The organism is Microvirga aerilata (assembly GCF_016743775.1).
GTDB classification, from domain to species: Bacteria; Pseudomonadota; Alphaproteobacteria; order Rhizobiales; family Beijerinckiaceae; genus Microvirga; species Microvirga aerilata.
On sequence record NZ_JAEQMY010000028.1, the window covers coordinates 35,038 to 59,905 of the forward strand.

General features: G+C 66.2%; 20 protein-coding genes. 6 read left to right on the forward strand and 14 right to left on the reverse strand.

Annotated features, from left to right (window positions below):
- Positions 1–43 precede the first annotated feature (43 nt).
- Positions 44–1,510, forward strand: coding sequence for a PAS domain S-box protein (locus JKG68_RS17790; RefSeq protein WP_202062217.1), 1,467 nt, complete (start codon positions 44–46; stop codon positions 1,508–1,510).
- A 352-nt stretch (positions 1,511–1,862) separates the two neighbouring features.
- Here JKG68_RS17790 and JKG68_RS17795 read toward each other — a convergent pair whose 3' ends face one another.
- The 8 genes from JKG68_RS17795 to JKG68_RS17830 all read right to left on the reverse strand — a co-directional run bounded on the left by JKG68_RS17795 (position 1,863) and on the right by JKG68_RS17830 (position 14,120).
- A complete protein-coding gene (locus JKG68_RS17795; RefSeq protein WP_202062219.1) occupies positions 1,863–3,434 on the reverse strand; it encodes a peptide chain release factor 3 in 1,572 nt (523 codons plus the stop codon).
- Between the two features lie 285 nt (positions 3,435–3,719).
- Entirely contained in the window at positions 3,720–4,835 is a 1,116-nt protein-coding gene (locus JKG68_RS17800) for a succinylglutamate desuccinylase/aspartoacylase family protein (protein ID WP_202062221.1), read from the reverse strand.
- Between the two features lie 73 nt (positions 4,836–4,908).
- Complete coding sequence (locus JKG68_RS17805) at positions 4,909–5,889, reverse strand: glucokinase (RefSeq protein ID WP_376773168.1); 981 nt, start codon at positions 5,887–5,889, stop codon at positions 4,909–4,911.
- Positions 5,890–5,951: 62 nt separating this feature from the next.
- The gene (locus tag JKG68_RS17810) at positions 5,952–7,760 is read right to left on the reverse strand and encodes a glycoside hydrolase family 15 protein (RefSeq protein WP_202062225.1); all 1,809 of its coding nucleotides are present in this window, start codon (positions 7,758–7,760) and stop codon (positions 5,952–5,954) included.
- 1 nt (position 7,761) lies between these two features.
- Complete coding sequence (gene otsB, locus JKG68_RS17815; protein WP_246515555.1) at positions 7,762–8,514, reverse strand: trehalose-phosphatase; 753 nt, start codon at positions 8,512–8,514, stop codon at positions 7,762–7,764.
- Positions 8,515–8,536: 22 nt separating this feature from the next.
- Positions 8,537–10,738, reverse strand: a complete 2,202-nt coding sequence (locus JKG68_RS17820; protein WP_246515561.1) for an alpha,alpha-trehalose-phosphate synthase (UDP-forming) — start codon at positions 10,736–10,738, stop codon at positions 8,537–8,539.
- A 286-nt stretch (positions 10,739–11,024) separates the two neighbouring features.
- Complete coding sequence (locus tag JKG68_RS17825; protein WP_202062228.1) at positions 11,025–12,350, reverse strand: HlyD family type I secretion periplasmic adaptor subunit; 1,326 nt, start codon at positions 12,348–12,350, stop codon at positions 11,025–11,027.
- The gene (locus JKG68_RS17830) at positions 12,351–14,120 is read right to left on the reverse strand and encodes a type I secretion system permease/ATPase (RefSeq protein WP_202062230.1); all 1,770 of its coding nucleotides are present in this window, start codon (positions 14,118–14,120) and stop codon (positions 12,351–12,353) included. It lies immediately after the preceding gene.
- A gap of 395 nt (positions 14,121–14,515) precedes the next feature.
- Here JKG68_RS17830 and JKG68_RS17835 point away from each other — a divergent pair, with 395 nt between their 5' ends.
- On the forward strand, positions 14,516–15,397 hold the full coding sequence (locus JKG68_RS17835) for a hypothetical protein (RefSeq protein WP_202062232.1): 882 nt from the start codon (positions 14,516–14,518) through the stop codon (positions 15,395–15,397).
- Positions 15,398–15,479: 82 nt separating this feature from the next.
- Here the strand turns inward: JKG68_RS17835 and JKG68_RS17840 are convergent, their stop codons facing one another.
- From JKG68_RS17840 to JKG68_RS17865, 6 genes are all read right to left on the reverse strand, one after another.
- Positions 15,480–15,629: a hypothetical protein gene (locus JKG68_RS17840; RefSeq protein WP_202062234.1), complete on the reverse strand. Its 150-nt coding sequence runs from the start codon at positions 15,627–15,629 to the stop codon at positions 15,480–15,482.
- Positions 15,629–16,678, reverse strand: a complete 1,050-nt coding sequence (gene cydB, locus JKG68_RS17845) for a cytochrome d ubiquinol oxidase subunit II (RefSeq protein WP_202062236.1) — start codon at positions 16,676–16,678, stop codon at positions 15,629–15,631. The genes JKG68_RS17840 and cydB overlap by 1 nt, the downstream gene beginning before the upstream one ends.
- 11 nt (positions 16,679–16,689) lie before the next feature.
- The gene (locus tag JKG68_RS17850) at positions 16,690–18,126 is read right to left on the reverse strand and encodes a cytochrome ubiquinol oxidase subunit I (protein ID WP_202062238.1); all 1,437 of its coding nucleotides are present in this window, start codon (positions 18,124–18,126) and stop codon (positions 16,690–16,692) included.
- Positions 18,127–18,197: 71 nt separating this feature from the next.
- Complete coding sequence (locus JKG68_RS17855) at positions 18,198–19,076, reverse strand: MBL fold metallo-hydrolase (protein ID WP_202062240.1); 879 nt, start codon at positions 19,074–19,076, stop codon at positions 18,198–18,200.
- Between the two features lie 65 nt (positions 19,077–19,141).
- Positions 19,142–20,299, reverse strand: coding sequence for a DNA topoisomerase IB (locus tag JKG68_RS17860; protein ID WP_202062242.1), 1,158 nt, complete (start codon positions 20,297–20,299; stop codon positions 19,142–19,144).
- Between the two features lie 27 nt (positions 20,300–20,326).
- Positions 20,327–20,656: an SWEET family sugar transporter gene (locus JKG68_RS17865; protein WP_202062243.1), complete on the reverse strand. Its 330-nt coding sequence runs from the start codon at positions 20,654–20,656 to the stop codon at positions 20,327–20,329.
- A 109-nt stretch (positions 20,657–20,765) separates the two neighbouring features.
- Between JKG68_RS17865 and JKG68_RS17870 the strand changes: the two genes are divergently transcribed.
- The 4 genes from JKG68_RS17870 (at position 20,766) to ispG (ending at position 24,648) form a co-directional block, all read left to right on the forward strand.
- The gene (locus JKG68_RS17870; RefSeq protein WP_246515557.1) at positions 20,766–21,917 is read left to right on the forward strand and encodes a glycosyltransferase family 4 protein; all 1,152 of its coding nucleotides are present in this window, start codon (positions 20,766–20,768) and stop codon (positions 21,915–21,917) included.
- Positions 21,914–22,564, forward strand: a complete 651-nt coding sequence (locus JKG68_RS17875; RefSeq protein ID WP_202062248.1) for a class I SAM-dependent methyltransferase — start codon at positions 21,914–21,916, stop codon at positions 22,562–22,564. Before JKG68_RS17870 ends, JKG68_RS17875 begins: the two co-directional genes overlap by 4 nt.
- A 171-nt stretch (positions 22,565–22,735) precedes the next feature.
- Positions 22,736–23,251, forward strand: coding sequence for a Fur family transcriptional regulator (locus JKG68_RS17880; protein ID WP_202062250.1), 516 nt, complete (start codon positions 22,736–22,738; stop codon positions 23,249–23,251).
- Between the two features lie 110 nt (positions 23,252–23,361).
- Entirely contained in the window at positions 23,362–24,648 is a 1,287-nt protein-coding gene (gene ispG / locus JKG68_RS17885; protein WP_202062252.1) for a flavodoxin-dependent (E)-4-hydroxy-3-methylbut-2-enyl-diphosphate synthase, read from the forward strand.
- Positions 24,649–24,868: the final 220 nt, after the last annotated feature.

Genomic DNA, 24,868 nt, shown 5'->3' on the forward strand with positions numbered 1-24,868 from the left:
CTTCTCCGCCTGCCACCATCGCTCTTACCAGAAGGATACCCGCGTGAGTCCCTTTCAGCCCTGGGCCCATGGACTCAATGAGATCCGGTTTCAGGGAGGAGCGGAAGGATTCAGCCGGGAGGCGCTGTCCGAGCTCCTGGAGAACGTGCCTCTGGCGATTGCGGTCACGCTGGGGCCGCAGCAGATCTTCGCCTTCGCCAACCGGCTGTTCCGGTCGGCCATGGGCATGGCCGACGAGGACCTCATCGGCAGGACCGTGTCCGACGTCATGGGCGATCGCTACACCCCTGAGATCCGGGCCCTGCGCCAGAGGGTCTTCGAGACGGGCGAGCCGCAGGAGCTGAAGGACGCCTCCCTCATGCTGACCCCGGGCACGACCACCTACTGGGACATCAAGCTGCTGCCGGTCCGGGGCGGGGAGGACCAGATCAGCGGGATCCTGGCGCTTGCGGCCAATGTGACGGAGCGGGTCAGGGCCCGCAGCGAGGCCGACCTTCAGGCCCGGGAGGCCGCCCTTCACAACGAGCGCCTGGCGCTTGCGGTCGAGGCCACCGAACTGGGGCTGTGGGAATGGAATGCCCGCACCGGGGAGATCTTCTGGTCGGAGCGGCAGAAGGAGATCTTCGGCCTGCCGAAGAACGAGCCGGCAACCTATGAATTCTGGCTCTCGGCCATTCACCCCGAGGATCGCGAGCGGGTCGTGGGCGGCGTGGGCGCCTTGAGCGATCCCCGCTCGGGCGGGGGATTGCACGCCGAGCATCGCGTGGTTCACCGCAATGGCGACGTCCGCTGGATCGTGAGCCGCGGCCGCATGCTCTACGAGGTTGTCGACGGGGAGCTGAGGCCCTCCCGGCTGCTCGGCACGATCATCGACATCACGGATCGGCGCAGGGACGAGGAAGTCCGGCAGCTTCTGGTGCAGGAGCTCAATCACCGGGTCAAGAACCTCTTCGCCATGACGAGCGGCATGGTGGCGCTGACGGCGCGCACGGCGGAAACGCCGAAGCAGATGGCGGCGGCCCTGCGCGGGCGCATCGAAGCCCTGGCCCGGGCCCATGAGCTGATCCGCCCCGCGATCACCGGCAGCGAGCCGAGCGACGGGGAGACCTCGGTCGCCGGGATCGTCGAGGCCATCCTGGCGCCTCACGTCAACCAGGGCTCGCCCTCGCAGATGACCTTCGAGGGCCCGTCGCTGCGCATCGGCCCGAAAGCCGCGACGATCCTGACCCTGGTGCTGCACGAGCTTGCCACCAACGCCTCGAAATACGGCGCCCTCTCGGTGCCCGACGGCCATCTGCGGATCACCTGGATCAAGGGCGCCATGCTCACCCTGCTGTGGCAGGAGGAAAAGGGGCCCACGATTTCCGGGCCTCCGAAGGCGGAGGGCTTCGGCTCGCAGCTCGCGCGCAGGAGCGTCACGGACCAGCTGGGCGGCGCCATCGCCTATGACTGGCGCCCGGAGGGCCTGCAGGTGCGCATCGACCTGCCGCTCAGCCAGTTGAACGCCTGATCCGGAGGTGTCTTCCCGGAAGGATGCGAAAGCGGAGAGGATCCATAGGGTTGAGCCTGATCGTGGATCCCCTTCCCTCGCTACGCTTGGCCTTAGGATGACAGGGGCACCACCTTCAGTGTCATTCCCGGCCGGAAGCGGCAGAGCCGCTGGAGGGGAAGGGAATCCACGCACGGGCTCAGCACCATGGATCCCCTTCCCGGCCTCACGGCCGCCGGGGAAGACACCTTCCACGTCCCGGCCATCCCGATGCACGGAAGCGCTGCGCCTCAGCGGAACGTCATCACCGGCACAAGGCCGGCGATGACGGGAGCATCGGTCGCTCAACGACGCCCGAGCGTCACGCGGCCTTCTACTGGTAGTCCTTCACGTCCGAGAACCGGATCGCCTTGTAGCGGTCCATCTCGTATTGCAGGTTGAAGGTGTTGGCCGCCATGAACACCGGCGCATCGTCGAGATCGCGGGCCATGGACGACAGGTGGCTGTCGATGAAGCGGTCGAGCTCCACCCGGTCGTCCGCCGTGATCCAGCGGCAGATGGTAAAGCGCGTGGGCTCGTAATCGATGGGCAGGCCGTATTCGGCGCTCAGGCGCTCTTTCAGCACGTCGAGCTGCAGCGCCCCCACCACGCCCACGATGGCGCCGGAGCCGTCCTGCGGCACGAAGAGCTGAACGACGCCCTCCTCCGCCATCTGCTGCAGGGCCTCGCGCAGCTTCTTGGCCTTCATGGCATCCTGCAGCTTGATGCGGCGCAGGATTTCCGGCGCGAAGCTCGGCACCCCGCGGAACACGATGTCCTCGCCCTCGGTGAGCGTATCGCCGATGCGCAGCGTCCCGTGGTTGGGAATGCCCACCACGTCGCCGGCCCAGGCCTCGTCCGCGATGGCACGGTCCTGCGCGAAGAAGAACTGCGGCGTGTTCAGGCTCATGGGCTTGCCCGTGCGCACGAGCTTGGCCTTCATGCCGCGCTGGAGCCTGCCGGAGCAGATGCGCATGAACGCGATGCGGTCGCGGTGGTTCGGGTCCATGTTGGCCTGGATCTTGAACACGAAGCCGGTCATGCGGCCTTCGCCCGCCTCCACGAGGCGCTTGTCCGCCTCCTGGCCGCGCGGCGGCGGCGCGTAGGCCGCCAGCGCGTCGATGAGGTCGCGCACGCCGAAATTGCGCAAAGCGGAGCCGAAGAACACGGGCGTGAGATGGCCCTCGCGGAAGGCCTCCAGGTCGAAGGGCTTGCAGGCCTCTTGGGCGAGCATCACCTCCTCCTGCCAGGCATCCGCCTCTTCCGGCGGCAGCAGGCTCATGAGCTTGCCGTCCTCGGGGCCGGAAACCTCTGTCGGCTCCTCGTCCGTGTCGATGCGGCGCACCATGTTGCGGCGAAGATCGAAGGTGCCGGCAAAGCTCTTGCCCTGGCTGATCGGCCAGGTGACGGGCGCCGTGTCGAGGGCCAGCGTCTTCTCGATCTCGTCGAGGAGGTCGAAGGGGCTGCGCGCCTCCCGGTCCATCTTGTTGATGAAGGTAACGATGGGGATGTCGCGCATGCGGCACACCTCGAAGAGCTTGCGGGTGCGCGCCTCGATGCCCTTGGCGGCGTCGATCACCATGATGGCGGAGTCGACGGCGGTGAGCGTCCGGTAGGTGTCCTCCGAGAAGTCCTCGTGGCCCGGCGTGTCGAGCAGGTTGAAGACGCAATCGCCGTACTCGAAGGTCATGACCGAGGTTACGACGGAGATGCCGCGCTCCTTCTCGATCCCCATCCAGTCGGAGCGGGTGGAGACGCGGTTCTTCTTGGCCTTCACCTCGCCGGCGAGCTGGATCGCGCCTCCGAACAGCAGCAGCTTTTCGGTGAGCGTGGTCTTGCCCGCGTCCGGGTGGGAGATGATCGCAAAGGTTCGGCGGCGGCCCACAGGGGCCGGAAGGTCGGTCATGGCTTTAAGAATTCTCTGGGATCGAGGGTAAGGGACAGAACGCCGCAGCGCCCGGCCCTTTCGCATGTCTCTTCTCACCCCATATGGGGGTTTCCCGTCAATAACGAAAGGAGGTGATCCAGTGTCTCATTGTCATACCCTACGTTCCCCGGTTGCCGCGACCTGGATCTTGGCCTCTGCCGAGATTTGTGCGTAACGCACCTTTAAGGGCGGCTCTTCGGGGCCGTGGAACCGACAATGGAAAGGCCGTCCCCCGGGACGGCCTTTCTTTTTGCCTGTGCGGCATCAGGCGCTGAGCAGTTTGCCGGTGCGCTTGGCTTCGGTGCCGGCCACCTTGGCGATCCGCATGCCTTGCGTGACGAAGCGTTGGGAGATGCGGGCGAACATCACGCCGTCGCAAGGGGCCGGGGCCTGAACCACGCTGCCCGTATGCGGATCGACCACATCGGCGATCACGTCGCCGGCCTTTACCCGGCTGCCCACATCCGCCCTGAACACCAGGATGCCGGAGGCCGGAGCCGGCACCGGCTCGGAGGCGGCGAGCGGCGTCGCCCCGCAGAGGGGCTCCGGCACCCTCGGCGCATCGCCCGCGATGGCGCCCCGCAGGATCATGTAATCGACAAGCGCCGCCGCATCCTGTTGCGCCAGGTCGTGGCTCACGTCCCGCTCGCCCCGGAACTCCAGGGTGGTGGAATGGCAGCCGAAGGGAACGGGATGGTCTGGGAAACGGTCCGCCAGCTCCGCCCAGGGGCGGCTGCAGGCTTCGTCGAAAGGCTCGTCGCCCGATTCCTCGGCCAGCAGGTAAGCATGGGCGCCGATGAGGGCCGAGAGGCGCGCGAACTCCTCCTCCGAGCGGGTATGGGTGTAGAGATGCACGGCAGCCTCGGCATCGCAGTGCATGTCCAGCACCACGTCGGCTTCCAGAGCCAGTCCCAGGAGAGCCTTCTTCATCGCCTCGGCCGGATTGGCGGTCTCCCAGGCTTCGAGCTCGGCGCGCAGGGCCTCGCGGATAAGGCGGACATTCGCCTCCCCGTCCGCCGTCAGCTTGCCCTCGATGCGCTCGGCCACCTTCGGGACGAGGTGCGGATAGCCCCGGTTGAAGTTGAACCCATCGCTCAGATTGAAGCGCCCGATATGGTCGCCCAGCACCCGCTGGGCGAGGCCGATGGGGTTGGCCGACGGCACGAGAACGATCTCGCCGCGAATCCGGCCCTCGGCCTCGAGGGCGATCAGGCGCTGGCGCAGGTGGTGGGCCGCGATCATGCCGGGGATCTCGTCCGCATGGAGCGAGGCCTGAACATAGATGCGCGGGCGGGCGCCGGCCTCGCCGAAGCGCTGGACGGTTAGCGAGAGGCTCGCCCCGGGGGCAAGCGGCGAAAGGGGGATCTGTTCTGTTCTCATGGGGCCGATCGAATGGGTTCGGGGCTGCGGCCCCGCCAGGGATGGGAACGTCTACATTCCTTTGCGGAATATGTCAGGCCGCCTGCCACCCTTGGGACTGAAACACGAAGCGCTGCGGATGCGTCACGATGGCGGCGAGCCCTTGAAGGGCCGGCTCCAGGTTGATGATGGCGTAGACCGGCACCTTCCGGGCCCAGGCATCGTGGGGCGCTTTTCGGTCGAAATCCTCCCGGAAGCCGCCGGCCTGCAGGAAGTCGATCATGCGGGGCGCGATGCCGCCGGCGATGAAGACGCCGCCGGACGACTCGAAGGTGAGCGCCAGGTCGCCCGCAAAGCGCCCGAGCCACCGGGCGAAGATGTCGAGGGCGTCCTTGGCCAAGGCGTCGCCCGCGCGGGCGGCGGCCAGAACGTCGTTGGGCAGGGTGAAGGAGCATTCCACGCAGCGATGGGCCGCCAGCGCCTTGGCGATGCGGAACAGGCCGGGGCCGGACAGGACGACCTCCGCCGTCACGCGCCCGCCCACCCGCTCCAGATGGGGCCAGAGGGCGGTCTCCTCCTCGGTGGTGGGGCCGAACTCCATATGGCCCGCCTCCGTCGCCAGGATGGCGAAGCGGTCCTCCACGGGCACCAGGGCGCCCGCGCCGAGACCCGTGCCGGGCCCCAGCACCACGCGGGCCCCGGAGCCGGCCGGCGGGAAGCTCCCAAGGGGAGCCAGGTCGCCCTTGGCCTCGTCGAGCACCGTGACTGACGCGGCAACGGGGGTGTAGTCGTTGACGAGGGTCACCCGCTCCAGGTTGAGCGCCGTGCCGATCGCCGCCGCATCGATCACCCAATGGGCGTTGGTGAGGCGGATCGCAGGCGCGTCCACCCGGGTCGCCACCGCGATGATGGCCGAGCGGGGCGCGGGGCCCCGATAGCCTTCGAGGGCGATCCTGATGGCGCCGACCGGATCGGGCGTCTGCGACGTGAGCGTCCGCGGCAGCAGCTGAACCGCCTCTCCGGGCGCGGGCAGAACGGCGAAGCGGGCGTTGGTGCCGCCGATATCGCCGAGCAGAACAGGAAATGCGAACATCGAAGCCTATCGTCCTTTCCGCCTCGCGCACCCGACCATCACGGCTAGACCGCCTCTTCCCAGCTCCGGCTCAGGCGCACGGCGGAGTTGATGAGGCCCACCATGGAATAGGTCTGCGGAAAGTTGCCCCACAGCTCCCCGGTGGTGAAGTCCGCATCCTCGGAGAAGAGGCCGAAGGAGTTGCGCAGGCTCAAGATGTGCTCGAACAATTCCTTGGCTTCGTCCTTGCGGCCGATGGCGCTCAGGGCATCCACGTACCAGAAGCCGCAGATCATGAAAGCCGTATGCATGAGGCCGAAATCGTCTTCCACATCATAACGCAGAAGCAGGTCGCCCCGGCGCAGCTTCGTACCCACGGCCTTGACGGTGGCGATGAAGCGCGGGTCATCCGGCTTCACGAAGTCGAGCTCGGCGAGAAGAAGCAGCGTCGCATCCAGGTCCGCGCCGTCGAAGGAGGACACGAAGGTGCCCTTTTCCGGGTTGTAGGCGCGCTCGTTGATGACCCGGTGCATGTGGTCGGCGTTCTCGCGCCAGAAGGCCGCCCGGTCCTCGCGGCCCATGGCCTCGGCGATTTTGATGAGCCGGTCGCAGGCCGCCCAGCACATCACGCTCGGAAAGGTATGCACGGCCGCCTTGGTGCGCAGCTCCCAGGGGCCCGCGTCGGGCTGGTCGAAGACCTCGATGGCCCGCTGCCCCAGCTTCTCCAGGTGGGAGAACAGGGCCCGGTTGCCGCTGCGGATCAGGCGCTTGTCCAGGAAGGCGTGAACCGAGGCGAGCACGATGCTGCCATAGGCGTCGTTCTGGATCTGCGTATAGGCCGCGTTGCCCACGCGCACCGGGCCCATGCCCCGGTAGCCTGCCAGAGCCGTCGCCTCGCGTTCTTCCAGATCGGGCGAGCGGGTGATGCTGAAGAGCGGCGGCATGTCCTTCTGCTCGGGGATGGCCTCCATGTCGTCGACGATGTTGGTGATGTAGGTAAGATACTCCTCCATCGTCTTGGTGGTGCCGAGGCGGTTGAGGGCCTGGATGACGAAATAAGCATCGCGCAGCCAGCAGTAGCGGTAGTCCCAGTTGCGCTGGGTGTGCGGCGCCTCCGGCACCGAGGTGGTGAGCGCCGCCACGATGGCGCCCGTCTCCTCGTAGTTGCACAGCTTGAGCGTGATGGCGGCGCGGATCACCGCCTCCTGCCAGTCGAAGGGGATGGACAGGGAGCGCACCCAGTCGCGCCAGAAATCCACCGTGCTGTCGAGAAAGGCCCTGGCGGTGGAATCCGTCTCGGACCGGAGCGGCTCGTCCTCGCCGAAGAAGAACGACAGGGGCCGGTCCACCACGAAGGGCCGCTCGTCGTTGATGTAGGAGACCGATGCATCGGTGGTCAGCCGGAGCGAATAGGCCGGCCCCACGAAGCGCAGGTGATTGCTGCCGCGGGTGAGGTTCGGCGGGCAGCCGCCCCAATCGTAATGGGGCCGCAAGCGCACCCGGATCCGGGGACGGCCCTTCACGGCGTGAACCCTGCGGATCAGCATCGGAGGCCGGAAGGTGCGGTCGTAATGCTTGAAGCGCGGCGCGAAATCCGTGACTTCGAGGACGTTGCCGAAGGAATCCGTCATGCGCGAGACGAGAACCGCAGTGTTTTCGAGATAGCTCTGCTCGCAGGTGACCATGCCGACCATGTCGATGGCGAAGACGCCCTTCTGGTCCGCATCCGACTGCCCTTCGGGGCAGTCGAGCAGGGCGGAAAAGACCGGATCCGCGTCGAAGCGCGGAAAGCAGCTCCAGACGATTTGCGCGCGGCGATCCACCAGGGCCGAGATTGTGCAATTGCCGATAACGGCAAGGTCTAGCGAACTCATGTCAACGATCATCCCGTATGAAAGGAAGCGAACCCTCGAAAGCCCATGTGGACAGGCAATGTCGCAAGTCCGCAGGCGTTCCAAGACGCACCTTGGCGACGGTCTCGCCCGCACCGATGCGGATGGACAAGCCGCCATGGGCGTTCACCGTCTTGAATCCGTTCTCGTCGGTCAAGTCGTCCCCGATGAAGATCGGCCGCCGTCCCATGTAGGGAGGCTCGTGCAGGAACCGCTCGATCACCTTTCCCTTGCCGGCGGCGGAAGGAAGGATCTCGGCCACGGCCTTGCCGTGCTGAAGGCGGTAGTCGCTCCCGAGCGCCTCGACGGCGGCATGGGCGGTCGCCAGGGCGAACTCTTTCTCATGGGGAGCCAGCCGCCAGTGGATGGCCACGGAGCAGCCCTTGTCCTCGATGAGGACGCCGGCCTTGTCGGCGACGATCTCGCTCAGGCGCTCGGCCGCCTCGCGCAGGGCCGGATGCTCATCGGGATCGCACATGGACAGACGCCCGGCGATCCGGTGCTCGAGCCCGTGCAGCCCCGCCATGTCGAATTGGTGGGGCACGAATCGCCCGTCGAGGAACGTGATGGGACGCCCGCTGATCATGGCGAGGGCGCCGCCGAGCCGGTCCTGCAGGGTGGTGAGGATCCGCGGCAGGGCCGGGTCCACCACCACCGCGTCCGGACGCTCGACGATATCCACCAGCGTACCGTCGAAATCGAGGAATAGGGCGTAGTCTTGGTTCATGTCGGGCATGGGACCTTGTCCAGCAGGAGCATCATGCATCGGCCGGCGCGGGCCTCCGTCCCTTGGCGATCAGGCGCCGGATCCGCTGCTGCTTGCGCAGGCGGGAGGCGGCGAGCAGCATCTGCCCTGCCCAGCGATAAACGTTGCGCTCCTTGACCTGGTCGCGCATGAGCCGCATCCGCTCGCGCTGTTCGGGCTCCGGCATGGTGAGCGAACGGTTGATGGCCTCGCCCATGGCGTGGGCGTTGTAGGGGTTGACGATCAGGGCCTCCGACAGCTCACGGGAGGCTCCGGCGAATGCCGAGAGGATGAGCACGCCCTGCTCGTCGTCGCGGGCGGCCACGAATTCCTTGGCCACCAGGTTCATGCCGTCGTGCAGGCTCGACACGATGCAGAGGTCCGCGGCGCGGAAGAGCTCGAAGACCTCATCGGGCTCGTGGTGGCGGATGAGGAGCCGGATGGGCTCGTAGCCGTCCCCGCCATGCTTCTCGTTGATCTCGCGGGCCAGGGCCTCGGCCTCCTCCTGGAGCAGGCGGTAATTGGCCAGCTTGCTGCGCGTCGGGGCGGCCACCTGGACGAAGGTGAAGTTTCCGCGCCATTCGGGATGCTCGCCGATCAGCGCATCGATGGCCTGCATGCGGTCGAGGATGCCTTTCGTGTAGTCGAACCGTTCGATGCCGACGCCGATGCGCATGTCCTGCGGCAACCCCAGGCGCTCCCGCACGATGCGGCGGCATTCCTCCACGGGCTTCTGGCCCTCCATGGCGGTGGGCGGCCATTCGATGGAGATGGGATAGGGCCGGATCAGGGTTTCCTCGCCGCCGAAGGTCACGGAATCCTTTTCCCGGTCGATTCGGCTTTCCACATAAGAATCGACCGCATCCATGAAATTGTTGCAATGGGCCTGGGTGTGGAAGCCCAGGATCGAGGAGCCCAGAAGCCCGTCGATGATCTCCTCCCGCCAGGGGCAGATGCCGAAGGTTTCGGCGTTCGGCCACGGGATGTGCCAGAAGGTCACGATGGTGGCCCGGGGGAGCCGGTCACGGATCATGCGCGGCAGGAGCGCGAAGTGGTAGTCCTGCACGAGAATGATCGGATCCTCGCGCTTGGCCTCGGCCACGATGGCGTCCGCGAACTTCTCGTTGACCGAGCGGTACAGCTGCCAGTCGGGCTCGCGGAAGATCGGCCGCACGAAGGCGATATGGCACAGGGGCCAGAGGCCCTCGTTGGCGGCGCCGTAATAATACCCGTCCTGCTCCTCCTCCGAGAGCCAGACGCGGCGAAGCGTATAGGACGGGTTGCTCGGGGGAACGGGTACCCGGTCGTTGGCGTCGACCGTGTCCCGGTCCGCCGTTCCGCTGCCATGGGCCACCCAGGTGCCGCCGCAGGCGCGCACCACCGGCTCCAGCGCCGAGACGAGGCCGCTTGCGGGGATCTGCAGGGAAATGTCGCCGCCGTCCGTGCGGTTGTGGATATAGGGCTCGCGGTTCGAGACCACGATCACCTCCGAGCCCGACAGCTCGTTGGCCAGGGCCGCCCTCAGGGTGTCCGGGCTCCAGTCCGTATGCGCCGCATCGATGGTTCGCCGGGAGGCCTCCAGTTCCTGGAGCACGTCGCGGATTTCCTGGCCCAGGGGAATGATGTTCTCTTCCGCCGGCGGGTTGGCGCTGCCGGCGCGCGCGCTGTCGAGGGCCTGCCGGATGGAGGCGAGCCACCGCCGCATGATCAGGGCCGCGATCATGGCGGCAAGGGCCGCCGCCCCGAAGGCGACGCCGGCAAGTGCCAGGAAGAGATAGTTTCGCGCCTCCCCGCCCCTTTGGTCCGCGTAGCTCAGGTCGTGCAGGACGACGAGGTGCCCTGCGCGCCCGCCCGCATTCAGGGGGAAGGAGCTGACCAGGATGTTGTGGTCCTGGTTCCTGACGGTGGAAAAGCTCTCCGCGTCGGACCGGGCGGCCTCCTCGCAGGAGAAGGTCTTGGGCATGTTGGCGGACGGAAAGCGCAGATTCTGCCCGTCGCAGTAGCCGATGGCCAGCACGCGCTCGTCGGAGGCGATGCGCTCGAACAGGCCGGTCACCCGCTGGGCGTCGTTTTGCGCCAGCAGCCCGCTCACCTGGTCCCGAACGGAGTTGAACACGAGCCGGGAGCGCAGCTCCACGTCCCGGCGCGACCATTGTTCCACGAACGATGTCGCGAAGGGCAGGACGGCCAGGATGACGATGGCCGCCACGAGCATTGCGATACCGCCAAAGCGGAAGATGATCCTCAAGACGCTTGTTTCCTCACGAAAGCCAACACCTTCGCCAAGGGCTCGGGCGTGAAGCCTGGCGGCCGGCCCCTGAATCCTGCCCCCGACGGAATGCCGCAAGGAATTGCGGCGCTCGTCCCTGTTATGGGCTCGCGTGCCGAACTTTCCAGGCTTAAAACGAGCCTTAGGACAGGCGCCTGTGGCCGAATTCAATAAAAACGCGGCCGATGCTCCTGCATCGGCCGCGTTTTGCTTCGTTCCGGTCGGAAGGAGATCAGTGCTCGCGGAAGGCGCGGGCGATCTGCTCCTGCATGGGCTTGAAGAAGTACTCGAACGGGGTGCGCTCGTTCACCTCGACGAAGACCTCGGCCTGCATGCCTGCGATGAGGTGCAGGTTCTCAAGCTTCTTGAGTTCGTTCTGCGGAAGCTCGATCCGGATCGTGTAGAAGGTGGTGCCGGTCTGCTGATCCCGGGTCACGTCGGCCGAGATGCGGCTGACGGAGCCGTGCAGGTCCGGCATGTTGCGCGCGTTGGAGGCATGGACCTTCACCGTCGCCTTCTGGCCGATCCTCACCTGATCGATCTCGTTGGGGAGAACGCGGGCTTCGAGCTCGAGCTTGTCGTTCACGGGAACGATGTTCATCACCGGCTCGGCCGGCGAGATCACGCCGCCGATGGTGTGAACGTTGAGCTGGTGGACATAGCCGTCGCTGGGCGCCCGGATGTCGATGCGCTTCAGCTGATCCTCGGCCGCCACCTTCCGCTCGGTGTACTCCGCCACCTTGCCCTGGATGTCGCGCAGCTCCTGCATGGCTTCCGCGCGCATCTGCTCGTCGATCTGGATGATCTGGAACTCGGTCTCGGCGATCCGGCTCTCAGCCTGGGCCACCGAAGCGATGAGCTGGCCGCGCTGGCCTTCGATGCTCGCGGCATCGCGCTCGAGGGCGTTCAGGCGCGGGAGCTGCACCAGGTTCTTCTGGTAGAGCTCGCGGACGCCCTTCAGCTCGTCCACGATCAGCTCGGCCTCGCGGACCTTCGCCTGCTGCTGCGCCCTCAGGCCCGTGATCTCGTCCCGGGACTGGGTGATGCGCTTCTTGAGCTGGTCCTTCTGCGCATCGCGCGAGGCGCGACGGGCATCGAACAGGGTCCGCTCGGACGACATGATCTTCTGAACCGCCGGATCCTTGAGGCGATGGGCGAATTCCTCGGGCATGGGAACGGAGGAGGCGCCGTCGCGCTCAGCCTCGAGGCGGGCCTGGCGGCCGATATACTCGTCGAGCTGCTTCGACACGACCTGCATGTTGGCGCGGGTCATCGTCTCGTCGAGGCGCACCAGGAGGTCGCCTTGCGAAACCCGGTCGCCTTCCTTGACCTTCAGCTCGCCGACGATGCCGCCGGTCGAGTGCTGGATCTTCTTGACGCTGGTGTCGACCACGAACTGGCCGCCCGCGACGACGGCGCCCGACAGGGTCGAGGTGGCAGCCCATAGGCCGATCGTTCCGCCGAAGAGGCCGATCATGGCCACGCCTGCGATTGCCGACTGGCGCAGGACCCGCTGGTGGGCGGAGGGCTTCTTTTGTGGAGCTTGAATGACCAACATTTAACCAACCTCTCGCAGGTTCGCAGCCTGGGCTGCCGGGGCCTGCTGCGGCCGCACGGGTGCCGGCGCCGCATTGCGTTTCATGACGGACTGCAGAACCTCGTCCCGCGGCCCCATGGCCTTGATCCGGCCCTCTTCCATGATGGCGACCTGATCGACCTGGCCGAGAGCGGCCGGGCGGTGGGTGATGACCACGACGACGCCGCCGCGCTTTCTCACCGACAGGATAGCCTGGTTCAGGGCTTCGTCGCCGGCGCCGTCGAGGCTGGCGTTCGGCTCGTCGAGCACGACCAGGAACGGGTTGCCGTAGAGGGCGCGAGCCAGGGCGACGCGCTGGCGCTGGCCGCCCGACAGGGAGGCTCCGCCTTCGCCGAGGCGGGTGTCGTAGCCGTCGGGGAGGTTGAGGATCAGCTCATGGGCGCCGGCGCTTTGGGCTGCCGCGATCACGTCGTCGGGCTTGGCGTCCGGCTGGAAGCGGGAGATGTTCTCGGCGACGGTGCCTTCGAACAGCTCCACATCCTGGGGCAGGTAGCCGATGTTGCGGCCGAGCGGATCGGCCTCCCACTGGTCGAGGGCCGCGCCGTCGAGGCGGATCTCGCCGCGCAAGGTCGGCCACACGCCGACGAGGGCGCGGGCAAGGGTCGACTTGCCCGAGGCGCTCGGGCCGATGAGGCCCAGGCCCTGGCCGGCCTGAAGCTGAAGGGAGGCGGCCTGGACGATCGGGAGCGAAGCGCCCGGGGCGCCCACATACACCTCTTCCACCGTCAGGGTCGACTTCGGGGCGGGCAGCGGCATGCGCTGGCCCTGAGCCGGCACGATCGACATGATGTGCTGGAGGCGGCGGTAGGCCTGGCGGGAGGCGGTGAAGCCCTTCCAGTGCGCGACCGCGATCTCGATGGGAGCCAGAGCACGCGACATCAGGATCGAGCCGGCGATCATGAGACCGCCCGACATCTCGCCCTGGATCACGTAATAGGCGCCAAGACCCAGGATGGCCGACTGGAGCACCATGCGGAAGACCTTGGCGAAGGCGCTGATGCCGGCCGAGGACTCGCTTGCGGCCAGTCCGTCGTTGACGTGGCGCACATGCACCTCGTCGTAGCGCTTGGCCAGGAAGCCCAGCATGCCGTTGGCCCGGATGGTCTCCGCGTTGCGGCGGCTGGACTCGGCCAGGACGTGCCGCTCCGCGCCGCTCCTCGTCACCTCGTAGGACGGGCCCTTGCTCTTGGCGTCCGTATAGATCGTCAGGATCACGATGACCACGCCGCCGAAGACCGACATGACGCCGATGCCCGGATGGATCATGAAGCAGCCGATGAGGAAGATCGGCAGGAAGGGCATGTCGAACAGGGCCGTGGGACCCAAGCTCGACAGGAAGCCGCGGATCGTATCGAGATCGCGGATGGGCTGCATGCTCTCGGCCTGCTTGGCGCCCTTGAGCGGCATCGTGGCCACAAGGTCGAAGACCCGGTGCGACAGGAGCTCGTCGAAGCGGGCGCCGATGCGCGCCAGCATCCGGCTGCGCAGCATGTCGAGGCCGCCGGAGAGCGCAAAGGCCGCCAGGGTGATCAGGGAGAGGCCGATCAGGGTCGGGATGCTCCGGCTCGACAGCACCCGGTCATAGACTTGGAGCATGTAGACCGAGCCCGTCAGGGCCAGAAGGTTGACGACTGCCGAAAATACGGCAACCCCCGTGAATGAGGGAAGGCAGGACCTCAGAGCGTCTTGGACCTCTGTGCTTTCTTCCCGATTTCTCGATGCCTGCTTCATGTGTTCTTTCCATAGGCAGACCAGTGACCCGGCGCCATCCTGTTTGCAGTCCCATCATGCAAGGATATACCCTAGCACAATGTTTGCCATCCCGCGATGGCTGTGATGTCGGGCTCTGAGCCGAAAGAGCAATCTTATTGATTTTAGGGGCTGACGCCCCTTTTTCTCTTACTCTTACGGCTATGGAGGTGCCCCCAAAGGTGTCGCCTTCCGTTAAGCCACCTTTTGTAACCCTATTCCATGTAACTATGTCAATAAAAAGATTTGTTCGTCTGTGCGCGATGTTACATCGCCCTGTGTCCGGGCATGGATGCAACGTAAGCACCTAACCAAAACGTAACGCTTTGGTAAACTTTCGTGGTTAATCGTCTCTGACCTGGAAATGAGGTCGGATTATGGACGCCAAGAACCATTCCAAAGATCAGCGCGAATCATCTGCCAAAGCCGTCCAGATCGACCCGACGGCCAGCGCCGCCTTGGCCGAAGCCATCAAGAGCGCCAAGCAGGGCCTGAAGCCCGAAGCCTCCCTGCCCTCGAACAGCTCCGGCAAACCGGCCGGCGGACGCCCCTTTCCGGCGATGCTCGCAGCTCAGGCCGCCGTGGCCCTGCTCCTGGTCGGGGCCGGATGGTCCGCGTCCTACATGGGAACCCTGGCCAATGAGGGCGCCATCCGCAAGCTCGAGATCGAGACGGCCCGCAGCCAGGAGATCCTGGCGCGGCTCAGCAGCGATCTGGATGCGTTGAGGAACGCGATGGCCGCGGCCAAGGACGTGGAGCATACCGCATCCACGGCCTCCGCCTCCGGACAGGCCAAGCTCGCCGACAAGGTGGAGCGTCTTGCCATTGCGGTTCAGGAGCCCGGCAGGAAGCTCACGGCCCTCGAAGGCAGGCTCGACCGGATGGAGAGCCAGATCATGACCACGCTCGCGGGACTGAACGCGAAGCCGGCACCGGCCGCCGCTCCTGCGGCGCCTCCCGCTGCCGAGACGGCCGCCCGCGACGATGCTCCGGCCCCCAAGCCGGCCAAGGTCGAGCTTCCCGTCAAGACCGAGTCTCCTGCCAAGATGGAGCCGCCGGCCAAGGCCGAGCCTGTGGATGGCTGGGTGCTGCGGGAGGTCTATAACGGCGCGGCGCTCGTGGAGAGCCGGAACCGGCGCCTCTACGAGGTCATGCCGGGCGGCATCCTGCCGGGCGTGGGCCGCGTCGAGGCGATCCAGCGCCGCGGCACCCGCTGGGTGGTGCTCACGGACAAGGGCTTCATCGGCACGTACCGGTAAACCCCGACGCGAACGGATGCCGGCCCGACGAAAGGCCGGCATCGGCCAAGCCGCCGTGGGGCAAGTCTCAATGCGGCGAGCCTTAATGGGGAACCAGGCCTCGCAGGCCATAGACCAGCGCGGTGAATCCGGCGAGGCTCGCCGCATAGATCGATACGAACCAGAGCAGGCGCTTCATGCGCCCCTGCGGCCGGCCATGGCTCACCGGGTCTTCGCGCGATTGCGTGCGCATCAATGATACCCGTAGCCGCCGCCCGAGATCTCTTCGGCCACCTTGCCGCGGAACACGTAATAGGCATAGGCCGTGTAGGCGAAGGTCATGGGCATGGCGATGCTGAAGCCCACAAGGGCGAAGAGCTGGGAATCCACCGTGTTCGCCGTGTCCCACACCGTGAGGTTCGGCGGCACGTTATAGGGGAATAGGCTGACGCCGAGACCCAGATAGCCGAGCAGGAACATGCCGATGGCCAGAAAGAACGGCCGGTAGTGGCGCCCCTCCTCCAGGTCGCGGAAGAGCCGGTAGGCGAGATAGGCCGTGATCAGCGGGATCGGCGCCAGGAAGGCGATGTTGGGCCAGGTGAACCAGCGCGTCTCGATCTCCCTGCCGAGGAACGGCACCCACAGGGACACCGCCCCCATGGCGATGATCGTGGCGATGAGAAACCGCACCGCCACGCGGCGGGCCCAGATTTCCAGCTCGCCCGTGGTCTTCATCACGCACCAGGTCGAGCCGAGAAGCCCGTAGCCGCAGATCAGGCCCACGCCGGTGAGCAGGCTGAAGGGGGTCAGGAAATCCCAGGTGCCCCCGGTGAACTGCCGCCCGTCATTGGCAAAGCCCTGCACGAAGGCGCCCAGCACCATCCCTTGAAAGAATGTGGCGAACAGGGACCCGAAGAAGAACGCGTTGTCCCACAGGAATTTCGACCGGTCCGCCTTGAAGCGGAACTCGAAGGCGACGCCCCGGAAGATCAAGGCGATCAGCATGAGGATGATCGGCACGTAGAGCGCCGGCATGAGCACCGCATAGGCCACATGGAACACGGCAAAGAGGCCGCCGCCGCCGAGAATGAGCCAGGTCTCGTTCCCGTCCCAGATGGGCGCCACGGAAAACATCATCCGGTCGCGCCAGTTCTCGTCGCGGGCGGCCTTGAAGAGGATGCCCACGCCGAGATCGAAGCCGTCGACGATCACATACATGGCGACCGCGACCGCAATGAGCCCGGCCCAGATCAGGGGCAGCCAGAAGGCGAGGCCTTCATATTCCGTTCCGAAACCGAACATGGTGCCGCCTCCTATCGCGCTGGCAGGGGTTTGTCGCCGGGCTTGCCTTCGAGGCCTTCGTCCGGCACCGAGAACGGCCGCTTGGGCTTCTTGCCCAGATCCTCGCCGCGAATGTCCTCGACCGGATCGGGGCCGCGGCGCAGGAGCTTGGCGAGATAATAGGAGCCGAAGCCGAACACGAAGGCGTAGACGACCACGAAGGTCAGGAGCGATGCGGTGACGGCGCCGGCCGACACGGGCGACACCGCATCCGCCGTGCGCAGAAGCCCATAGACCACATAGGGCTGGCGGCCGATCTCGGCGGTGAACCAGCCGAACAGCACGGCGCCGAAGCCCGACGGCGTCATGATCATGGCGGCGGTCAGGAACAGCCTGTTGGTGAACAGCGTGCCCTTCCAGCGCAGATACAGGCTCCAGAGGCCGATCCCCAGCATGGCGAACCCGATGGCCACCATGATGCGGAAGGAGAAGAAGACGGGCCACACGGGCGGGCGCTCCTCGGGCGGCACATCCTTCAGGCCCGGCACGACGCCGTCATAGGCATGGGTGAGGATCCAGCTTCCGATCTTCGGGATGCCAATCTCGTAATGGTTCGTCTCCGCCACCTCGTCGGGAATGGCGAAGAGGCGAAGCGGCATGTTGTCCATGCGGTTCCAATTGCCTTCGATGGCGGCAAGCTTGGTCGGCTGGTACTTGAGCACGCCGAGCCCATGCAGGTCGCCGATGATGATCTGGACCGGCACGAAGATGGTGGCGAACCACAGGGCCATGGACATGGAGCGCCGCGAGCCCGCGAGCTTTGCCTCGGGCGCATCGTGCGGATGGCGCAGGAGCATCCAGGCGGACATGCCGGCAACCGCAAAAGCCGTCGTCAGATAGCAGCCCAGGACCATGTGCGCGTAGCGCAAGGGGAAGGACGGGTTGAAGACGATGCTGAACCAATCGACCGGAATCGCCTTGCCGTTCTCGATGGCGTAACCGGCGGGCGTCTGCATCCAGGAATTGGCCGAGAGAATCCAGAAGGCGGAGAGCAGCGTGCCCAGGGCCACCATGCAGGTGGCGAAGAAATGCAGGCGGTCGCCCACGCGCTCCCAGCCGAAGAGCATGATGCCGAGAAACGCCGCTTCGAGAAAGAAGGCCGTGAAGACCTCGTAGGCGATGAGCGGCCCCAGCACGTTGCCGGTGAATTCCGAGTAGCGCGACCAGTTCGTGCCGAACTGATAGCTCATGACGATGCCCGACACGACGCCGAGGCCGAAGGACACCGCGAACACCTTCACCCAGAAGCGGAAAAGATTGCGGTAGAGCGGGTTGCCCGTGCGCAGCCAGTTGAATTCGAGCGCCGCGAGCCAGCTGGCAAGACCGATGGTGAAGGCCGGGAAGATGATGTGGAAGGCAATCGTGAACGCGAACTGGATGCGCGAGAGCATCAGGGCATCGAATTCCATGTCCACTTTCCCCTCATCAACGGTCATGCCTGCTTTTAGGGCAGCGGCAGGCCGGGACCAGAGGGAGTGCGCTAATGCGCCCGTCGACCGGAGCCTGATCCTGCCGCCGTCGGCCGCCATCCGGTGCTCAACCGCGAGAGGGCTTCGAGCTCCACGGGGTCGTGGCTGCAGAAGATCCTGACATCGCTGCGCCCGTCATTGGCCAGTTCGCGCAGGCGCTCCTGGTTATGGAGCCGGGTCGGCCGGTTCATCTCCATCATCCGCTGATAGGCCGCAAGGCCGGGCGTGCAATGGGGCTCGGGATCCATTTCGTGGCGGTGGAAATAGGCGTCGCCCGCGTTGAGCAGCCATCCGTCCGGCGTATCGATGGCAACGCCCGCGTGACCCACCGTATGCCCAGGCAGGGGAACCATCAGGATCTCGGGCGGCAGTCCGTCGAGATCGCGCACCGCATCGAAGCCGAACCACCGTTCGCCGCCGGGATTGTAGAAGCGCCAGTTGCGAACCTCGTCCCATTGCTCGGGCCGGTAGCGGCGGCTCTGGATCATGCCTTGCCGGTCCTCCGCAACATCCGCTTCCGCCTGCAGCACGTGAACCCTCGCCTCCGGAAAATCCTCCAGGCCGCCGGCATGGTCGAAATCGAGGTGGGTGAGCACGATGTGGCGCACATCGCGGGGCGAGAAGCCGTGGCGTCGCACCTGCTCCAGGGCCGTGTGGCGATGGTCGAACTGAATGCGGTTGGTGTGGATGAAGAGCGGGCTCAAGCGCCCATAAGGATCCTCCACATCCCGCGAGCCGAAGCCGGTGTCGACCAGAACGAGGCCGCTGCTGTCCGTCTCCACGAGAAGGCAATGGCATACGAGCTGCGCGGTCATCCCTCGGCTGACCCCATCCCAGAGCTTGCCGCCGATGGGGCACATGCAACCGCAGTTGAGATGATGGACGCGCATGGACGATCCTCGCTGATGAAATATGGCGAAGCCCTAACGCCAGGAGGCATGAAAACGTTCGAGCGTTAGACCCGCATCTCCGGCTGCCCCTTGCCGGCGGGCGCACGCTTGCGCTTGGCGGGCTTCTTCTCAGCCTCCTGCTTGACCTCGCGGGAGATGCGCTCCTGCAGCAGCGTCAGGACGGCGGCCTCCTCCGGCTTGAGGGAAGGCAGCTCCTCGCGCAGCTCCGTCTCGATCTCGTCCTTGATCTCCAGGAGCAGCCCCCCGTCGAGATAGGAGGAGAACACCTCCGGATGCACATAGCACTTGCGGCAGATGCTCGGCGTGTTGCCGAGCCGGGACGACACCTTCTCGATGGCCGAACGGATGTTCTTCTTGGCCATGGCCTGGTTGTCGAACTCCTCGAACTCGGCAAGAGCCAGGGCCGCCAGCACCGTTCCGGCCCAGGTGCGAAAATCCTTCGCGGTGATGTCGCGTCCGGTGATCTCCTTCAGATAGGCGTTCACGTCGGCCGACGTGATCGACTGGCGCTCGCCGCTCTCGTCCAGGTACTGGAACAGGTCCTGTCCGGGCAGGTCCTGGCAGGCCTTCACGATCTTGGCGATGCGCCTGTCCTTGACCTGCAGCTTCCAGGTCTTGCCGCTCTTGCCCTTGAACTGGAAGCGCAGCGCGCCGCCCTCCACCTTCACGTGCGGATCGCGAAGGGTGGTGAGGCCGTAGCTCTTGTTCTGCTTGACGTAATCGGAGTTGCCGACGCGGATGAGCGTGTTCTCGAGCAGATGAACCACGGTCGCCAGAACCTTTTCGCGCGGCAGGCCGCGCAGGCTCATATGCTCGTCGATGGTCTTGCGGATCGCCGGAAGGCTCTTGGCGAATTCGAGCATGTGCTCGTACTTGGTGCTCTCGCGAACCTCGCGAAACGCCGGATGATAGCGGTACTGCTTGCGGCCCTTGGCGTCGCGGCCGGTGGCCTGGATGTGGCCGTTGGCCCTCGCGCAGATCCACACATCCGTATAGGCGGGCGGAATGGCGAGCGACTTGATGCGATCAAGCGTTGCCTTGTCGTCGATCTTCTTGCCGCCGGGGCCGGTATAGGTGAAGCCCTTGCCGGATTTCCGGCGCCTTATGCCGGGCTCCTCGTCGGAGACGTAAAGCAGCCCCGCGGTCTCGGCGGCATCGCGCGGGTCGACGATGTTTTCGGTCGGGGTTTGATCCAGCAGCATGTCTTGCCTTGAGTGAAGCGCAAGACGTCAACCGGGCCGCGCCATGCCGGGTTCCCTGCGCGATGCCGACGCATGGGGGTCTTTACGGGATTTCTCCCGGTCGTTGCGGATTTTCAGAACGAGAATGATGCCGCTCAGAACCAAGCTGAGCAGGTTGAAGACCACGATGGGCCAGCTGCCGATGAGAAAGCCGTAGACGGACCACAGCACGAAGGCCGTGACGGTGACCAAGTACATGTGCTTGGAAATCGCCGCCGTGTCGCGCTCCCGCCAGGCCTTCACCACCTGGGGCACGAAGCTCGAGGTGGAGAGGATGCCCGCGATGGTGGCCAGGACGGTCGGTAGCCAATCCGCCATATTCATGTTCCCTGTTGCCCAAGTCGACGGCAACGACCCCCGACGGGGGGAGTTCCCTCGCGCGCCCGCTGCGGCTAGAAGGGCGCAACCGTTTCAACCGGATCGTCCCTTGTCATCCCTTGCCGTTCCCGATGTCCAAGGCCGCAAGCTCGTCTTCGTGGTCACCGAGGACTGGTTCTTCGCCTCGCATTTCCTCCCCATGGCCCGGGCCGCCCGCGAGCTGGGGCTCGCGGTCGCCGTGGTCACGCGGGTGCGCTCCCACCGGGAGGCCATCGAGGCCACGGGCGCAAAGGTCATCCCGCTCGAGGCGGAGCGGCGCAGCCTGAACCCCATGGCGGCGGGCTACGCGGCCGGGCAGCTGGCCGCCATTCTCAAGGCCGAGAAGGCCGATCTCGTGCACTGCATCGCGCTCAAGAGCATCCTGGTCGGCGGCTTTGCGGCCGCCATGGCGGGCGTGGGCCGCCGGGTCTATGCTCTGACGGGCTCGGGCCTTCTGGGGGCGCGGACCGATACCCTTTCCCGGCTGTCGCAAAGGGCCGTGCGCCTGCTGGTGCGGGGGCTGGAGACGGGCCGAACCCGCTACCTGTTCGAAAACACGGACGATCCCAAGCTGCTCGGCCTCGATCCGGCAGGCCCGCAGGTCACGGTTCTCGGCGGAGCCGGCATCGACCCCGAGGCCCTGCGGCCCGCGCCGCTGCCCCCCGGGCCGTCCCTGAAGGTCGCGGTGGTCGCCCGCATGCTCTGGTCCAAGGGGATCGATGTGGCGGTCGAGGCGGTGCGGGCCGCCCGCGCCAAGGGCGCGGCCGTCGAGCTCTCCCTCTACGGCGCCCCCGATCCCTCGAACCCCAAGGCGATCCCGGAGGAAACCTTGAGGGCCTGGAGCGCGGAGCCCGGGATCGCCTGGCATGGGGTGACGCAGGACATCGCGGCCGTCTGGCGGGACCATCATGTGGCCTGCCTCCCCTCCCGCGGGGGAGAGGGCCTGCCGCGCACCCTTCTGGAGGCGGCGGCCTGCGGACGCGCCATCGTCACCACGGACGTTCCCGGCTGCCGCACCCTGGTGCGCGACGGGGTGGAGGGGCGGCTCGTATATCCCGGCGAGGCGGCAGGCCTGACGGAGGCCCTGCTCGCCCTGCTCGCCCGGCCGGATCTCGTCGCCCGCATGGGCGAGGCCGCCCGGGCGCGGGTTCTCGACGGCTTCACGGAACGGGACGTGATGGACGACGTCAAACGGCTTTACCGCTCCATGTTGGCCTCATGATCACCGACCCTGGCGCCTTCATCCATGCCGAGACCCGCCTTCGTCCCGTTCCCTACGCGCCGGAGATCTCTCTCCATGTGGCCGACGAAGCGACAGAGCTTTGGCAGAAGACCGAGGACGAGTTGGGCCGGATCGGCCTGCCGCCGCCCTTCTGGGCCTTTGCCTGGGCCGGCGGGCAGGCGCTTGCCCGCTACATCCTCGATCACCCGGAAACGGTGCGGGGCCGGCGCGTTCTGGATTTTGCGTCCGGGTCCGGCCTCGTGGCCATCGCGGCCATGAAGGCCGGCGCCGCCGAGGTGACGGCCTGCGACATCGACCCCTTTGCCATCGCGGCCATCGGCATCAATGCGGGCGCCAACGGGGTCGCCGTATCGCCTCTCCAGGCCGATATCGTCGGCAAGGATCAGGGCTGGGAGACGGTGCTTGCCGGCGACATCTGCTACGAACGCGACCTGGCGGCCCGGGTCATCGACTGGCTCTTCGCCTTGAGCCGGCGGGGCGCCACCGTTCTGATCGGCGATCCGGGGCGCAGCTATCTGCCGAAGGAACGGCTGGACAACCTCGCCGTCTACGAGGTGCCGGTCACCCGCACCCTCGAGGATGCCGACGTCAAGAAGTCCAGCGTCTGGCGGTTTCGGCAACCCTAAGCGGCGCTTTTGCGCATAGGGGCAACCTGCAGGACGCTCGATTTTTATCGAAAAGCATCTTTCCTCCCCAAATATGTAGTGATATAACCTATACGAAAAGGGTGGAATTGCGCCGCCGGTCCTGGATGGCGCAGCCAAAGATTTTGACGTTCAAACCGGAAAGTGACCCCGATGGTTCATACCCCGTCTCTACAGCACCGGCTCCCGAACGAGGGCGCTCATATCCATGCTCCATGGCGCTCCGAGACGGCGAAACAGGCCATTGCCCAATCGGAGGCCCTCTGCCGGGCCAAGGGCGCGCGGCTGACGCCGATCCGCCGCCGGGTGCTCGAGGTGCTTCTTGCCTCGCCCAAGCCGCTCGGAGCCTACGATCTCGTGGACAGGCTCGGGTCCCAGGGGCGCCGCATGGCTCCCATCACGGTCTATCGCGCCCTCGACTTCCTCATCGAGCACGGCTTGGCGCATCGGCTTGCAAGCCGCAACGCTTATCTGGCCAGCTCCGATGTCTCGACCGGTCGGCAAACCACCGCCTTCCTGATCTGCGAATCCTGCGGCGAGGCCACGGAGATCACGTCGCCCGCCGTTGCCGATACCGTGCTCAAGGTTCTGAAGGAGCAGGGCTACCAGCCCCGTGCCCGAGCCCTGGAGATCACCGGGCGCTGTGCCGGCTGCCAGGATATCCACTGAGACATCCATTAGGCCGTTTCCGCCCGCTCCATTAAGCCGCGCTTGACGAAGAGGGGTTTTGGCATCAGCTAAAAGGCGGCAGCCCGGAGCTGCCGATCGTGGATCGCAGCATGTCTTTCATCTCGTCTCCTGAGGCCGTCACCGCACCTGAGAGCCCCGCAGGCCCCGCCCCGCGCCACCGGACCGTGGGCGTTCGGGTCGGGGCCGTCATGGTCGGCGGCGGCGCCCCGATCGTGGTCCAGTCCATGACCAACACGGATACGGCGGACGTGGACGCGACCGTGGCCCAGGTGGCGGCCCTCGCCCGGGCAGGCTCCGAGATCGTCCGCATCACCGTCGACCGGGACGAGGCGGCAGCCGCCGTTCCCAGGATCCGCGAGCGGCTCGACCGGCTGGGCGTGAGCGTGCCGCTGGTGGGCGACTTCCACTATATCGGCCACCAGCTTCTGGCCGATCACCTGGCCTGCGCCGAGGCGCTTGCCAAGTACCGCATCAATCCCGGCAATGTGGGCTTCCGGGAAAAGAAGGACCGGCAGTTCGGGGCCATCGTCGAGCAGGCGATCCGGCACGGCAAGGCCGTGCGCATCGGCGCCAACTGGGGCTCCCTCGACCAGGAGCTGCTCACCCATCTCATGAACCAGAACGCGGCCTCGGCCCATCCCCGGGACATGCGCTGGGTGACCCGCGAGGCCATGATCCAGTCGGCCCTGCTGTCGGCCGCCCGCGCCGAGGAGATCGGCCTGGGCCGGGACCGGATCATCCTGTCGGCCAAGGTTTCCGCCGTGCAGGATCTGATCGCCGTCTATCAGGATCTCGCCCGCCGCTCCGACTACGCCATTCACCTGGGCCTCACCGAGGCCGGCATGGGCACCAAGGGCATCGTGGCGTCGTCGGCCGCCATGGGCATCCTGCTCCAGCAGGGCATCGGCGACACGATCCGCTATTCCCTGACCCCGGAGCCCGGCGGCGACCGGACGGTGGAGGTAAAAACCGCCCAGGAGCTGCTCCAGACCATGGGCTTTCGCACCTTCGTGCCGCTGGTGGCCGCCTGCCCGGGCTGCGGACGCACCACCTCCTCGGTCTTCCAGGAGCTGGCGCGGGACATCCAGAACTGGATTTCCACCTCCATGCCCGAGTGGCGCCGCACCTATCCGGGCGTCGAGAACCTGAACGTGGCGGTGATGGGCTGCATCGTGAACGGGCCCGGCGAGTCCAAGCATGCCCATATCGGCATCTCGCTCCCCGGCACCGGCGAGCAGCCGGCGGCCCCGGTCTTCATCGACGGCAGGAAGGCCATGACCCTGCGCGGCCCGACGCTCGCCCAGGACTTCCAGAAGATCGTTCTCGACTACATCGAGAGAAATTTCGGCCAGCCCGGGCGCGATGCCGCCGAATGAGGCGGCCAAGGGGCTTCGAGCCAAAAGGAACCCCGAGCGAAATTCCGTTTTAAGCTGAGGCCCGATGTGGTAGAGAGCCGCCGCGTCGGCAATGACGGCCGCTGCGTTCATGAGCGGGTCGTGGGGGGAATTTGGTTTTCTTTTTCTCTTCTTGGCCCCTCCCGGGTAAAAGTATTGTTGGATTTCTTGTATTATTTCCTTCTTTTTGTTCTGTTTTTTT